Below are 14,051 nucleotides of genomic sequence, written 5' to 3' on the forward strand. Positions count from 1 at the left end.
GTGGACCCCCGCATCGTCGACCGGCTCCGCTGCCCGGTCTGCGCCGAGCCGCTGACCGAAGTCGCCACCGGCGGCGCCCGCGCGCTGCGCTGCCCGCGCCGGCACAGCTTCGACGTGGCCCGCCAGGGCTACGTGAACCTGCTCGCCGGCCGCGCCCCGCACACCGGGGACACCGCCGAGATGGTGGCCGCCCGCGCCGACTTCCTGGCCGCCGGCCACTACGACCTGATCTCGACCGCCCTCGCCGCCGCCGCGACGGCGGCCGTGGGCCACCTGGCGGCTCCCCGGCGCCTCCCGAGCGGGAACGAGGCCGGGGCGCGCGCCGACGGGGCGTACCCCCTGGTGGTGGATGCCGGGGCGGGGACGGGCCGGCACCTCGCGGCGGTGCTGGCGGCGCTGCCGGACGCGGCGGGTCTCGCCCTGGACGTGTCGAAGCCGGCGCTGCGCCGGGCCGCCCGGGCGCACCCGCGCGCGGCGGCGGCGCTCGCCGACACCTGGCAGCGGCTGCCCATGGCCGACGCCGGCACGGCCGTGCTGCTGAACGTCTTCGCGCCCCGCAACGGCGCGGAGTTCCACCGGGTCCTCGACCCGGCCGGGTCCCTGCTGGTGGTGACGCCGGCCGACGACCACCTCACCGAGCTGGTCGGCGCCCTCGGCCTGCTGCGGGTGGACCCGGCCAAGGCGGACCGGGTCGCCGAGAGCCTGGGCGGCCACTTCGCCCCGGCGGCGTCCACCGTGCACCGGCGGGAGCTGGCGCTGACCGGCCCGGAGGTCGCGACGCTGGTCGGGATGGGCCCCAGCGCCTGGCACACCGACCCGGCCGGGCTCGCCGCCCGGGTGGCCGCCCTCGCCGAGCCGGTCCGGGTCACCGTCGCGGTGCGGCTGACCGTCTGGCGCCCGGCACCACGCTGACCGCCCCGGTCAGGTGGAGAGGTCCACCTCTTCCCAGCCGGGAGGCTCGTCGTGGTACGGCCCGCGCAGCATCACCGCCCACTCCAGGGCCCAGCGGCGCTGGCCGATCGCGTTCGCGTCCACCAGCCCGGGCGGCGTCCGGCCGGCCCGCTCCGTCTCCAGGTACGCCCAGTCCAGGCAGTAGTGCAGGTCCAGCAGGGCCGCCGCGTCGGCGGGGTGCTGCGGGGCGGTGAGGATCCGGGCCCGCCACTGGCCGAAGGTCTCCCCGTCGGGGATGTGCGGCATCCGCTCCACCAGCCGCTCGTCGACCGGCAGGGTCGGGTCGAGCTGCTTGGTCAGCCCGAGCACCCAGGCCAGCGCGAAGAGCGCGTCGTGGTGCAGCACGAACGACCGGTGGTCGCCCTTGCCGCCGGTCACGAACTGGAACTCCGGCGGCGTGACCATGTCGACCAGGTGCGAGGCGAGCAGCCAGCTCATCGCCGCCTGCGGCGGCATCCCGAAGCAGCGGGCCAGGATCAGGTGCAGCACCGCGATGCGGGCCTCGATCTCCACCGTGGGGCGGAGCTCGATCTGGTCGCCCGGCTCCCACACGAGCGGGAACTGTGCGGGCGGCAGCGGGAGACGCAGCCGGGACAACTCGTCCAGGCTCGCCTCACGCACCTCCCGTGGATCGGGGGCAGGTACGGTCACGGCGGAAAATCCTGTCTGCTCGCGACGACTCGGCGCCGGTTGTCCCCCTGGCCAGGGAGGATAGCGGTCCGAGCGGGACAGCACCATGCCGCCCCGGCGGCCGCCGCGCTCAGCCGATCCGCTCGATGACCAGCGGCGTCGTGGCGGGCGCGACCGGCGAGATCCGCACCGCCCGCGCGGCGTCGTCCCGCGCCGCCGGGATCCGGGCGGCGTCCTCCGCGCGCAGCTCGTAGAGCGGGTCGCCCGCCCGCACCGGGTCCCCCGGGCGCCGGTGCAGCACGATCCCCGCCGGCACGCTGACCGGGTCCTCCTTGCGGGCCCGCCCGGCGCCGAGCCGCCAGGCGGCCACCCCCATGGCGTACGCGTCGATCGCCGCGACGTGGCCGTCCGCCTCCGCGCGGACCACCTCGACCTCGTTCGCGGTCGGCATCGGGGCGTCCGGGTCTCCGCCCTGGGCGCGGATCATCGCCCGCCAGGAGTCCATCGCCCGGCCGTCGCGCAGGGCGGCCTCCGGGTCGGCGTCCGGCAGCCCGGCCGCGTCCAGCATCTCGCGGGCCAGCGCCAGGGTCAGCTCGACCACGTCGGCGGGGCCGCCCCCGGCCAGCACCTCGACCGACTCGGTCACCTCGACGGCGTTGCCGATGGCCAGGCCGAGCGGGGTGGACATGTCGGTGAGCAGGGCGACCGTCCGCACGCCGTGCGCGCCGCCCAGCTCGACCATCGTCCGGGCCAGCTCGCGGGCCTGCTCGACGGACTTCATGAACGCGCCGGAGCCGACCTTCACGTCGAGCACCAGCGCGCCGGTGCCCTCCGCGATCTTCTTGCTCATGATCGAGCTGGCGATCAGCGGGATGGCCTCGACCGTCCCGGTCACGTCACGCAGCGCGTACAGCTTGCGGTCTGCGGGGGCGAGTCCCGCGCCGGCCGCGCAGATCACCGCGCCGACGTCCCGGAGCTGGGCGGTGAATTCGTCGTTGCTCAGCGCCGCCCGCCAGCCCGGGATCGACTCCAGCTTGTCCAGCGTGCCGCCGGTGTGGCCGAGGCCCCGGCCGCTGAGCTGCGGCACGGCGGCGCCGCAGGCGGCGACCAGCGGGGTGAGCGGCAGGGTGATCTTGTCGCCGACGCCGCCGGTGGAGTGCTTGTCGACGGTCGGCCGGTCGACCGTGGAGAGGTCGAGCCGCTCGCCGCTGGCGATCATCGCGGCGGTCCACCGGGCGATCTCCGGCCCGGTCATGCCGCGCAGCAGGATCGCCATGGCCAGCGCCGACATCTGCTCGTCGGCGACCATCCCCCGGGTGTACGCGTCCACCACCCAGTCGATCTGCGCGTCGGAGAGCACTCCCCCGTCCCGCTTGGTCCGGATGACATCAACCGCCGCAAAACCACTCATCACAAAAGATCTCTCTCGTCGTTATGGCGATACCGGTTCGCGGACCGCGCCCACCAGGGCTGGGGCCGACCGTGCCCGGCGGAGGGATCAAGCCTGACCGCCCGGAGCCGGGCACGGTCGGCCCCAGCCCCCAAGCTCAACCACCCCAGCGAACCGGTATCTCCATCGGCGGCTCACCCTCGCCGGCCCAGAAGATGCCGCCGGACGCGTCCACGACCACCACCCGGGGCGTACGGGCGAGGCCCCAGGCGATCGCCTCCGCCGCGTCGTCCCAGCTCGGGCCCTCCTCCAGCACGCCGGTCTCGGCGTCCTCGCTGTCGCCCGCGGACCGCTCCCAGTAGGCCGTCCAGACCTGCTGTCCGGCGGAGAGGTCAGGGTGCACGAAGACCGTGCCGCGCCCGCGCCAGGCGGCCAGCCGCTCCGGCACCACGGGCACCGGGGCCTCCCCGGTCACGGCCTCCAGGTCGGTCACGTCGAAGGCGTGCGGCAGCAGCTCGGCCATCCGCAGCGGCCCGCCCTTCGCCTCGATCAGGCACTCCGGGCCGCCCTGCTCCCAGAGCAGCTGGCGGCACCGGCCGCACGGCATCAGCGGCTCGCCGGTCGCGTCGACGCAGGACAGGGCCACGATCCGGCCGCCGCCGGTGGCGTGCAGCGAGGAGACCACGCCGCACTCGGCGCAGAGCACCACGCCGTACGCGGCGTTCTCCACGTTGCAGCCGACCACCACCCGGCCGTCGTCGACCAGGGCGGCGGCCCCGACCGGGAACTTCGAGTACGGCACGTACGCGTGCCGCATCACCTCGGTGGCGGCGGCCCGCAGCCGCTCCCAGTCGATCTCGGTCATTCCATCATTCTGCCCAATTCGCGCCGGTCAGGTACCGGCAGGGGCGTACCGACGGCTGCTCGGTCACCGGACGGCCAGCTCCGCCAGTTGCCCGGGGGTCACGGCGGTCAGGTTCGTCGCGCCCGCCGCCGCGTCGGCGGAGGACGCCTCCCCACCGGGACTGAGCAGCACGAGCCCACCCTCGCGACGGACCAGGTGCACCTCCTCGCCCTCCTCCGTCCGGACCCAGTGGTCGGCGCCGACTGCCCGGCACGGCTGCGGAACGGACGGTTCGCGGCCGGCGCGCCGGGAGATGTCGGCCCTCGTCGGCCCGCAGCTTCCGGGCGGGGCGAAGTCCGCCGGTAGCGGTACCACGTAGACCGACACCCAGCCTCCTCCCCGGTCCATCGTGATGGAGAGGAGCCGGCGGTCGACGAAGGCTCGGGCGGAGGTGACCTGGTAGCCCTCCACCTGCGGCACGACGAGCGGCAGGCCGACCTGGGCGAAGCCCTCGCGCAGCGCGTCCCGCCGGCTCTCCTTCCCGACCAGCGGCGCCACGAACCACGGCAGGAGCAGCACCAGGGCCAGTACGCCCCGGCCGACGAGTGGGAGGCGTGCCACCACGACGGCGACGCCGGCGGCGAACCCGGCCACGGCGAGCAGCACCACGAGCCACACCGGGGGCGGGACGGAGAACGGCCGGGCGGCCAGGGCGAGCCGGAGGGCGCCGCCCGTGAACGCCGCGCCGAGCAGGGCCGCCGGGGCCGGGCGCCCGACCTCCGTGGCCCGCAGCAGGAGCCACACGGCGGCGACCACCACCACCGGCCCGACGACCAGGGCGGGAAAGGCGAAGCCGAGGCAGGCGCCGATCGTGTCGGACTCGCAGGACTTCTGGAAGCGGACCTGCTCGTGCCAGAGCGCGGCGAGCACGCCGGCCCCGACGCCGCCTGGTATGGCGGCAGTGGCCATGCCACGGAACAACTCCATCGACGACTCCCAGGAAGGGGATGAGGCCCGACGGCCCGGGCCCCGCACAGTAGGCCACCAGCGGTAGGCGTAGCGGTTCCGGTGATGGTCCAGCAGCTCGGCGGGGCGGATGCCTCACCGAACGCGGAGACGACCGTGCCCGGCGGGTGCCTTCCCGCCGGGCACTGGTCCGATCAGGACTCGGTCTCCGGGTACGGCCGGCCGTCTGCGACCCGAGCCTGGCCTCGGGGCACGAGAGGGTCAGCCCTTGATGTACGGCTTGCCGTCGGCGGCCGGCGCCCGGACCCGGCCGACCAGCCCGGCCACGGCCAGGATCGTCGCCAGGTAGGGCAGCATGGCCAGGAACTGGTTCGGGATCACGCTGTTGATGGCGCCCAGGTAGGTGGCGAGCTGGTCGGCGAAGCCGAAGAAGAGCGCCGCGAGCAGCGCCCCCGTCGGGCTCCACCGGCCGAAGATCAGCGCGGCCAGGGCGATGAAGCCCTTGCCGCCGATCATGTTCTTGGTGAACGAGTAGAGCGCCAGCGTGTACGACGCGCCGCCGATGCCGGCGACCACCCCGGCGAGCAGCACGTTGCGGTAGCGCAGCCCGAGCACCTTGACGCCCAGCGTGTCGGCGGCGGTCGGGTGCTCGCCGACCGAGCGGGTGCGCAGGCCCCACCGGGTGCGGAAGAGCGCGATGTGGATGACCAGCACCAGCAGCAGGCCGAGGTAGAGGAAGATGTTGCCCCGGAACAGCGCCGGGCCGAGCAACGGGATGTCCGACAGCAGCGGGATCTCCCAGTTGCTGAACCGGGGGGCGCTGTTGTATTTCTGCGCGTTGGTCTGCATCAGCCGCTCGTAGAGGAAGCCGGTGACGCCGACCGCCAGCAGGTTGAGCACGATGCCCATGACCACCTGGTCGACCAGGTAGCGGATCGAGAAGACGGCCAGCAGCAGCGAGATGAACGCGCCGCCGACGGCCGCCGCGACCAGGCCCACCCAGACGTTGCCGGAGAGGCTGCCGAAGAGCGCGCCGCTGAAGGCGCCCATCAGCAGCTGCCCCTCGATGGCCACGTTGACCACGCCGGAGCGCTCGCAGAGCACGCCGGCCAGCGCCCCGAAGACCAGCGGCAGGGCCAGGATGAACGTGCCCCGGACGACGTTGACCAGCGGCATGAAGTTCTGCCCGGCCGGCGCGGCGGAGACCTGCCAGCAGAGGAACGACAGCACGAAGCCGACCAGGCCGACGCCGAGCACGAGGGTGAACCAGCGCTTCGGCAGCCCGGCGAGCATCGCGACGCCGGCGGCGACCGCGACGAGGCCGAAGAGGATCGCGCCGAGCGTGCCGTCGATCTTCAACGCGGCGCCGGCGGCGTCCTCGCTGAGGGTGAAGCGGGCCTGCTCGCCGGTGGCGAGCGCCCCGAACAGCACCGTCGCCAGCAGGCCGAGCGCGAGCAGCACGGCGCCGACCTTACGGGTGCGGGTCCAGAAGCCCTGGTCGACGGGGGCGACCGCGACGTCTTCGACAGCCATGGTGGACATGAGTTACCAGCCCTTCGCCAGGCTCGTCTGCAACCGGGCGGCGCGGGCGGCCCGGAGCTGGAAGATCGCCTTCACCAGGGCCGGCGCGGCGATGAAGATGACGATCAGCGCCTGGAGCACGGTGACCAGCTCCAGCGAGATCCCCGAGTAGGACTGCATCCGGTTGCCGCCGGCCTGGAGCGCGCCGAAGAGCAGCGCGGCCAGCGCGACGCCCCACGGCTTCACCCGGCCGAGCAGCGCCACCAGGATGCCGTCGAAGCCGATCTGCGCGACCACCAGCGGAGTCAGCGCGCTCGCGGTGGAGCCGAGCACCATGTTGGAGCCGCCGAGGCCGGCCAGGATCCCGGCGAAGACCATGATCAGGACGTACGTCCGGGTGACGCTGATGCCGGCGGTCCGCGCGGCGTCCGGGTTGGCGCCGACGGCGCGCAGCTCGAAGCCGAGCGTGGACCGGTTCAGCAGCCACCAGACCGCCCAGGTCGCCAGCACCGCCAGGATGATGCCGGCGTGCACCCGCAGCCCGTCGCCGAGCAGCCGGGGCAGCTGGGCCGAGCCGTCGACCGGCCGGCTAATCGCGTCCGTGCGGTTCGGGTCCTGGACGCCGTTCTGCACGATGATCCAGGTCAGGAAGTACGTGGCGATGTAGTTGAGCATGATCGTGTTGATCACCTCGTGGGCGCCGGTACGCGCCTTGAGGATGCCCGGGACGAAGCCCCAGATCGCCCCGCCCAGCGCGCCGGCGAGCACCGCGACGAGCAGGTGCAGGCCGGGCGGCAGCGGCAGCAGGAAGCCGGCCAGCGCGGCCAGGATCACGCCCATGACGGCCTGGCCCTGGGCGCCGATGTTGAACAGGCCGCCCCGGAAGGCCAGCGCCACCGACAGGCCGGTGAAGACCAGCGGCGCGGTGTAGGTGAGCGTCTCCGAGATCGGGCTCATCACCGCCTGGAAGCCCACCGCGTCCGGGTCGAAGACCGCGCCCTTGAACAGGTTCCCGTACGCCTCGCTGACCAGCGTCCAGCTCGCGTTCAGCGCGTCGGACGGCCGGGCCGTGATGTAGCTGTAGGTGGCCAGCACCTCGGGGTCGGACACGATCATCAGGACCGCGCCGACGAGCATCGCCAGCACCAGCGACAGCAGGGTCACCGTGAAGGTGTTCGCCGCCCAGAGGTTGTCCAGGAACAGCCGGCCCAGCGAGGGCTTCGCCTCCGGGGCCGGGCCCTTCGGGGAGGTGGCGCTCCCGGCCCGCTCGGTGTTGCCAAGCGCGGTCTGCGCGGCCTGCGCCTCGGTGGCCGGCTCCTTGTCCGGGGAGCCCGACGGGGGGTTGGGATTGGTCATGCCTCGTCCTCGTTGCCAGGGCCCTCGACGGCGGGGGCCGCCGCGGCGCCGTCGGCCGGGGTCGTGCCGGTCGTGGCGGCGGACGCCGCGTCGGGGGTGATGCCGGCCATCAGCAGGCCGATCTCCTCGCGGGGGATGTCCGGGCCGACGATGCCGATGACCCGGCCGCGGTACATCACCGCGATCCGGTCGGCCAGGCCGATCACCTCGTCGAGCTCGCTGGAGACCACCATGACGGCGGTGCCGACGTCCCGCTCCCGGATGACCTGGCTGTGGATGAACTCGATCGACCCGACGTCGACGCCGCGGGTCGGCTGGGCGGCGATGAAGAGCTTCAGCGGCCGGGACAGCTCCCGGGCCACGATGACCTTCTGCTGGTTGCCGCCGGAGAGGGTGCCGACGGGCGCGTCGGCCGAGGAGGTGCGCACGTCGAACTGCGCGATCCGCTCCTTCGCCGACTTGGCGATGGCGTCCGGCTTCAGCGCCAGGCCCTTGCCGAAGGGCGGTCGGTCGTAGATGTCGAGCACCAGGTTCTCCGCGACGGAGAACTCCTTGACCACGCCGTCGACGCTGCGGTCCTCGGGCACGTAGCCGACGCCGGCGCGCAGCACCTTCTTGGTCGACCAGCCGTTGACCCGCTGCCCGTCGAGGGTGACCGTGCCGGCGAGCGTCGGGCGCAGCCCCATGATCGCCTCGATCAGCTCGGTCTGGCCGTTGCCCTGCACGCCCGCGACGCCGAGCACCTCGCCCGCGTGCACGGTCAGGTCGATCCCGTCGACCGCGCGGATCTGCCGGTCGTCGTCGACGACCAGGCCGGCGACCTCCAGGACCGGCTTGCCGGGGGTGGCGGGTTCCTTCTCCACGGTGAGCCGCACGCTGCGGCCGACCATGAGCGCGGCCAGCTCGTCGCGGCTCGCCTCGGGGGAGGCGGTGCCGACGGTCTTCCCGCGCCGGATCACGGTGATCCGGTCGGCGATGGCCTTGACCTCGCCCAGCTTGTGGGTGATGAAGACGATCGACTTGCCGGCGGCCTTGAGCGACCGCATCACGGTGAGCAGTTCCTCGGTCTCCTGCGGCGTGAGCACGGCCGTCGGCTCGTCGAGGATGAGCAGGTCGACGTCGCGGGTGAGCGCCTTGACGATCTCCACCCGCTGCTGGATGCCGACCGGCAGGTCCTCGATCACCGCGTCGGGGTCGACCCGCAGGTTGTACCGCTCGGAGACCTCGGCGACCTCGCGCCGGGCCCGCCGCCGGTCCAGGAAGCCGGCGATGCCGCCCCGGACCTGCTCGGCGCCGAGCATGATGTTCTCGGTCACGGTGAAGACGGGCACCAGCATGAAGTGCTGGTGCACCATGCCGATCCCGGCCGCGATCGCGTCGGAGGGCCCCCGCAGCTTCAGCGGCGCGCCGTCGACCAGGATCTCGCCCTCGTCGGGCTGGTAGAGCCCGTAGAGCACGTTCATCAGGGTCGACTTGCCCGCGCCGTTCTCGCCGAGCAGGGCGTGGATCTCTCCAGGCTCCACCGTCAGGTCGATGTGGTCGTTGGCGACCAGGTCACCGAACCGTTTGGTGATGCCGCGCAGTTCGAGTCTCAGCGCAACCTCCTGGAGTGCGAAGCGATGGTGCAGCGTAGCTGCCGATGTACCGCTCGCGGCGCGGGGCCGTCGTCGGGTGGAGCGGATCGGCCGCCCCGGCGCCGTGGGGGATCCCCGCGACGCCGGGGCGGCCGGATCGTCGTGCTGTACCGCTCGCCGGCCTACCCGGGTGATCGTCTCACCGCGGGCGGCCGGCGGAGCCTCACTTCGGCTGGGCCGCGGAGGTGACGGTGACGGTGCCGGCGGCGATGTCCGCCTTCAGCTTGTCGATCTCGGCCTTCAGCTCGGCCGGGACCTTGCTGTCGAACTCGTGGTACGGGGCGAGCCCGACGCCGTTGTTGGACAGGTTGCCGAGGTAGCCCGGGGTGGCCGACAGCTTCTCGCCGTTGGCGGCCTTGACGACGGCCTCCTTGACGGCGTCCGGGATGTTCTTCTCGACGGTGGTGATGATCGCCGCGCAGTCCTGGGTGCTCTCGCAGCCGTCGACGTCCACCCAGATGGTGTTGTACTTGCCGCCCGACGCCTTGGCCGCGCCGGTGGTGCCAAGGCCGGAGCCGCCGGCGACCGGCATGATGATGTCGGCGCCCTGGGCGACCAGCGCGTCGCTGACCTTCTTGCCCTCGTCCTGCTTGACGAAGTCGTTGGTGAAGGAGCCCTTCTGGGCGGCCTTGTCCCAGCCGACGACCTTGACGGTCTTGCTCTTGGTCTTGTTGTAGTGCGCGACGCCGTCGGCGTAGCCGTCCATGAAGATGGTGACCGGCGGGATCGGCAGGCCGCCGTAGGTGCCCACCGTGCCGCTCTTGGTCATGCCGGCGGCCAGGTAGCCGGCGAGGAAGCCGGCCTGGGCGGTGTCGAACTGCATCGGGTAGACGTTGGCAGCCTCCGCCACCTTCGCGTCGACGATGCCGAACTGCTGGTTAGGGTTCGCCAGGGCGATCTTCTTGGTGGCGTCGCCCATGAGGCCGCCGACGGCCAGGATGAAGTCGCACTTCTGGTTGACGTACTGGGTCAGGTTGACCTCGTAGTCCGCCTCGGCCTTCGACGCGACGTACTTGATGTCGATGTTGTCGTTGGCCTTCTTGGCCTCCTCCAGACCCTTCCAGGCGGAGGTGTTGAACGACTTGTCGTCGATGCCGCCGACGTCGGTCACCATGCAGGCGCTGTACTTCTTGTCGCCACTGCCGGCGTTGTTGTTCTCCTCGGGAGCCTCGCCGCACGCGGCGGCGCTCAGCACGAGCCCACCCATCGCGAAGACGGAGGCAATCCGCATCCCACGCACAGAGCGCAAGACGTCTCCTTCCCATTGCACACCGCGTCCTGCACGGTGGCAGCCCTTTGAGCCGGCCTGCGCTGCGCCGCCGGCGTCCCACGTTACGGACGGGAGCGTACGCCCGCGCCCACCCACCGGCCGACAATCGTGCACGACTGTTGAGCGCCTGTTACCCCTACGTAACCCTTAGGTGGGGCAGATCACTCTCGGTGCTGGTAGGTGCGCGGGGCGGCGTCGCGGAACGTCCGATTCTGCGCGTAGCCCCCTGCCGGTGACGTTACCGCCAGAAGACGGCCACCGCCGCGTTGACCAGGGTCAACCCGACGGTTGCCAGGAAGTGCCCACGGTTGACCACGTCGCGCTTCCGGGAAAAGAACACCATGACGAAGATCAGTATGGCGAGCACCAACTTGGTAACAAGTTTCGCGGGGTCCGGCTCGTCGCCGTCCCGCAGTGGCGCGGAGAGGCCGATCCCGGTCGCCAGCATGATCACGGACCCCCACAGCATGGGTGGGTTGATCCGCAGCTTCCCGCCGACGTACTGGACGATCGCACCGCCGAGCAGCAGGGCGAAACCGATCAGATGGACGTAGCGAAGTATCAGTCTCAGAGCTTCCACGGGCACCATCCTCCCCCATCAACGACGGGTTGTAGTAGCGGGTCGGGTAGGGGTCAGGAGAGCCGCCAGGCCTGGAAGGTGGGGCCGTCCGCCGGGAGGGTGACCGCGCCGTCGGCGTCGGGGCGCAGGGCGGGGGCGCCGCCGTACAGGTTCTCGGCCGGCCGCAGCCCGGTCAGGCGCAGCGGCTCGCCGGCGGCGCGGCGGGCCAGCACCAGCACCGTGCCGGTCGGCGCCTCGCGCAGGAAGACCAGCGTGTCCGCGTCGGCGTGCAGCCAGCGCAGGCCGCCGTGGCGCAGCGCGGGCTCCGCGCGGCGCAGCGCGACCAGGGCGCGGTACGCGGCGAACGTCGAGGCGTCCCAGCTCTCCGGCCGGTGCCACGGCATCGGGGTACGCGAGCCCTCGCCGTTGGTGCCGGTCAGGCCCAGCTCGTCGCCGGCGAAGATCATCGGGGTGCCGGGCATGGTGGCGAGCAGGCCTGCGGCGACCTCCTGCCGCGCGGCGTCGCCGACCACGGTGCGGATCCGGGCGGAGTCGTGCGACCCGAGCAGCTGCCACGAGTGCGTGTACGACCGCCAGGAGACCAGCGAGCGGTAGGCGTTCATGGTGGCGAGCACCGCGTCCGCGTCCCGGCGCACCACCCCGCCCGGGGTGCCGAGGAAGTTCGGCACGGGCTGGTCGCCGTGGCGCAGCCAGGACCAGACCGGGTCGGTGAAGCCGACGTAGTTCATCGTGCCGTGCCAGCCGTTCCGGTCGAGGTCGCCGGTGTGGTCGTGGCCGTGCTCGGCCATCAGCAACGCGTCGGCCCGGGTCCGGACGACCACCTCGCGCAGCAGCGCCGCCACCTCGTGGGTGTACGCGTCGGCGCCCCGCCGCCCGGTCATGTTCGCCACGTCCACCCGCCAGCCGTCCAGCCCGTACGGCGGGCGCAGCCAGCGGCGCAGCAGCGAGTCGTCGGCGGTGGCGAAGCGCCGGCGCAGCTCGGCGCTGCCCCAGTTCAGTTTCGGCAGCGAACGGACCCCGTTCCAGGACTCGTAGTCCCCGGTCGCCCCGTCGAAGTAGTACAGCTCCCGCTCTGGCGCGCAGGAGTCGGAGGCGGCCCTGGTGAACCACTCGTGCGCGTCGCCGGTGTGGTTGCTCGTGATGTCGCCGAGCAGCCGCCAGCCCCGGGCGCGTACGGCGTCGGCGAGGCGGGCCAGGGCGGCGTCCCCGCCGAGCAGCGGGTCGACGGTGTCGAAGCTGGCCGCGTCGTAGCGGTGGTTGGAGCGGGCCGGGAAGATCGGCGTCAGGTAGACGGTGTTCACGCCGAGGCGGTCCAGGTGGTCCAGCCGCCCGGTGACGCCGTCCAGGTCGCCGCCGTAGAACTGCCGGGGGGTCTCGGGGCCCCGCCCGATGACCGGGGTGTCCCAGTCGCACGGGATCGCCCAGTCCGGCACCTCGCGGCCGTCGGCGGCGGCGGAGCGGGCGAACCGGTCGGGGAAGATCTGGTAGATCACCGCGTCGCGGGCCCAGGCGGGCGGCGGGGCGTGGGTGACCAGCTTGAAGTCGCCGTTGTCGGGCACGTCGTGGGCCACCACGCCGGCGGCGTTCAGCCAGCGGTAGCCGCGGCCGCCGGTGAGCATGAACCGGTAGTTGCTGACGGGGTTGCGGGCCTCGACGGGCACCCGCCACCAGACGTCGCCGCCGTCGGTGCGGTCGACGACCGCCTCGGTGAACCGGGGCTCGCCGTCGCCGGTGGTGCGCACGTGCACCTGCCGGACGTCGGCGCCGGCCGGCACCCGGACGAAGACGTCGACGGTGTCGCCGAGCGCGGGTTCCTGCTCGGGGACGTACAGGGCGGAGCCGTCGTGGTGCGGCAACAGGGACATGGCGGTGCCTTTCGCGTCGGTCGGACGGGGAGAGAAAGGGGTCTCCCGCCGCGGCCGGTTCCCCGACCGCGGCGGTCGATCCGTGACTGCTCCGGTGTACGTCGGACGCCGACGCCCTTGCCGCAGCGGTGAGCCGAGGAGGCTCAGCCCTTGACGGCTCCGGCGGTGAGGCCGGAGACGATGTAGCGCTGGACCATCTGGAAGACCAGCACCGTGGGGATCGCGGTGAGCAGGGTGCCCGCCGCGAAGATCCCGAAGTTGTTGTTGCGCTCCCCGGCCACCAGGCCGAACATGCCGACCGCGAGGGTCTTCGACTCGCTGTTGGTCAGGAAGACGTTCGCCATCAGGAACTCGTTGATGGTGCCGATGAAGGCGAGCAGGCCGGTCACCGCCAGGATCGGGGCCACCAGCGGCAGCATGATCCGGAAGAAGACCTGGGCGTGCGTGGCGCCGTCCATCGTGGCCGACTCGTCCAGCTCCCGGGGAAGCGTGTCGAAGAAGCCCTTCATCAGCCAGGTGTTCACGCCCAGCGCGCCGCCCAGGTAGAGCAGCAGCAGGCCCCACGGGGTGTTGAAGCCGATCGCCGGCCACAGGTCGGTGATCGTCGTGAAGATCAGGAAGATCGCCACGATCGCCAGGAACTGCGGGAACATCTGGATCAGCAGGAGCGAGAGCAGCCCGACCCGGCGACCGGAGAAGCGCATCCGGGAGAAGGCGTACGCCGCCAGCGCCGACAGGAAGACCGACGCGAACGAGGCCACCCCGGCGATGAGCAGCGAGTTGAAGAACCACCACCCGAACGCCGTACGGTCGAAGAGGTTCGTGAAGTTCTCCACCGACGCCCCGGTCGGCAGCAGCTCCGTCGAGGAGAGCGTGCCGAGCGGGTTGAGCGCGGCCGAGAGCACGAACAGGATCGGGAAGAGGCTGAACGCGACCGCCAGCACGCCCACCAGGTGACGCCAGCCGACCTGGGCGAACCACCGGTTGCGCCGCCGGCCCGCGTTGCGGTTGACGGCCGGGGCGGCGCCGGTCGCGCCGCCCGCG

General features: G+C 72.6%; 12 protein-coding genes. 1 reads left to right on the forward strand and 11 read right to left on the reverse strand.

Annotated features, from left to right (window positions below; translation table 11 throughout):
- Nucleotides 1-912 (forward strand): putative RNA methyltransferase, encoded by a 912-nt coding sequence (locus tag AB0G13_RS06980; RefSeq protein WP_357870053.1) that lies wholly within the window; start codon nucleotides 1-3, stop codon nucleotides 910-912.
- A 9-nt stretch (nucleotides 913-921) separates the two neighbouring features.
- On the opposite strand, the gene AB0G13_RS06985 is transcribed toward AB0G13_RS06980, so the two are convergent.
- From AB0G13_RS06985 to AB0G13_RS07035, 11 genes are all read right to left on the reverse strand, one after another.
- On the reverse strand, nucleotides 922-1,602 hold the full coding sequence (locus AB0G13_RS06985) for a DUF4272 domain-containing protein (protein ID WP_357870056.1): 681 nt from the start codon (nucleotides 1,600-1,602) through the stop codon (nucleotides 922-924).
- A gap of 109 nt (nucleotides 1,603-1,711) precedes the next feature.
- Nucleotides 1,712-2,992 carry a thymidine phosphorylase gene (locus tag AB0G13_RS06990; RefSeq protein ID WP_357870058.1) on the reverse strand — a complete coding sequence of 427 codons (1,281 nt, stop codon included), beginning with the start codon at nucleotides 2,990-2,992 and terminating at the stop codon, nucleotides 1,712-1,714.
- A gap of 136 nt (nucleotides 2,993-3,128) precedes the next feature.
- Entirely contained in the window at nucleotides 3,129-3,836 is a 708-nt protein-coding gene (locus AB0G13_RS06995) for a cytidine deaminase (RefSeq protein WP_357870061.1), read from the reverse strand.
- Nucleotides 3,837-3,899: 63 nt separating this feature from the next.
- Nucleotides 3,900-4,802, reverse strand: a complete 903-nt coding sequence (locus AB0G13_RS07000) for a hypothetical protein (protein WP_357870064.1) — start codon at nucleotides 4,800-4,802, stop codon at nucleotides 3,900-3,902.
- Nucleotides 4,803-5,042: 240 nt separating this feature from the next.
- On the reverse strand, nucleotides 5,043-6,323 hold the full coding sequence (locus AB0G13_RS07005; protein ID WP_357870067.1) for an ABC transporter permease: 1,281 nt from the start codon (nucleotides 6,321-6,323) through the stop codon (nucleotides 5,043-5,045).
- Between the two features lie 3 nt (nucleotides 6,324-6,326).
- Nucleotides 6,327-7,658 (reverse strand): ABC transporter permease, encoded by a 1,332-nt coding sequence (locus AB0G13_RS07010; protein ID WP_357870070.1) that lies wholly within the window; start codon nucleotides 7,656-7,658, stop codon nucleotides 6,327-6,329.
- Nucleotides 7,655-9,286 carry an ABC transporter ATP-binding protein gene (locus AB0G13_RS07015; protein ID WP_357870222.1) on the reverse strand — a complete coding sequence of 544 codons (1,632 nt, stop codon included), beginning with the start codon at nucleotides 9,284-9,286 and terminating at the stop codon, nucleotides 7,655-7,657. The genes AB0G13_RS07010 and AB0G13_RS07015 overlap by 4 nt, the downstream gene beginning before the upstream one ends.
- A 169-nt stretch (nucleotides 9,287-9,455) precedes the next feature.
- Nucleotides 9,456-10,523, reverse strand: a complete 1,068-nt coding sequence (locus tag AB0G13_RS07020) for a BMP family ABC transporter substrate-binding protein (RefSeq protein WP_357870225.1) — start codon at nucleotides 10,521-10,523, stop codon at nucleotides 9,456-9,458.
- Between the two features lie 277 nt (nucleotides 10,524-10,800).
- A complete protein-coding gene (locus AB0G13_RS07025) occupies nucleotides 10,801-11,142 on the reverse strand; it encodes a hypothetical protein (protein ID WP_357870072.1) in 342 nt (113 codons plus the stop codon).
- A 53-nt stretch (nucleotides 11,143-11,195) separates the two neighbouring features.
- Nucleotides 11,196-13,007 carry a glycoside hydrolase family 13 protein gene (locus tag AB0G13_RS07030; protein ID WP_357870075.1) on the reverse strand — a complete coding sequence of 604 codons (1,812 nt, stop codon included), beginning with the start codon at nucleotides 13,005-13,007 and terminating at the stop codon, nucleotides 11,196-11,198.
- Nucleotides 13,008-13,150: 143 nt separating this feature from the next.
- Entirely contained in the window at nucleotides 13,151-13,960 is an 810-nt protein-coding gene (locus AB0G13_RS07035; protein ID WP_357870227.1) for an ABC transporter permease subunit, read from the reverse strand.
- Nucleotides 13,961-14,051: the final 91 nt, after the last annotated feature.

The sequence above is a fragment of the Micromonospora sp. NPDC023633 genome, from assembly GCF_040640035.1.
GTDB lineage: Bacteria > Actinomycetota > Actinomycetes > Mycobacteriales > Micromonosporaceae > Micromonospora.

What these genes read in the sequence shown, in the direction of transcription:
- AB0G13_RS06990 (WP_357870058.1), bottom strand. Translation starts at nt 2,992, where the DNA reads ATGAGTGGTTTTGCGGCGGTTGATGTCATCCGGACCAAGCGGGACGGG.
- AB0G13_RS06995 (WP_357870061.1), bottom strand. Translation starts at nt 3,836, where the DNA reads ATGACCGAGATCGACTGGGAGCGGCTGCGGGCCGCCGCCACCGAGGTG.
- AB0G13_RS07000 (WP_357870064.1), bottom strand. Translation starts at nt 4,802, where the DNA reads ATGGAGTTGTTCCGTGGCATGGCCACTGCCGCCATACCAGGCGGCGTC.
- AB0G13_RS07005 (WP_357870067.1), bottom strand. Translation starts at nt 6,323, where the DNA reads ATGTCCACCATGGCTGTCGAAGACGTCGCGGTCGCCCCCGTCGACCAG.
- AB0G13_RS07010 (WP_357870070.1), bottom strand. Translation starts at nt 7,658, where the DNA reads ATGACCAATCCCAACCCCCCGTCGGGCTCCCCGGACAAGGAGCCGGCC.
- AB0G13_RS07020 (WP_357870225.1), bottom strand. Translation starts at nt 10,523, where the DNA reads ATGCGGATTGCCTCCGTCTTCGCGATGGGTGGGCTCGTGCTGAGCGCC.
- AB0G13_RS07030 (WP_357870075.1), bottom strand. Translation starts at nt 13,007, where the DNA reads ATGTCCCTGTTGCCGCACCACGACGGCTCCGCCCTGTACGTCCCCGAG.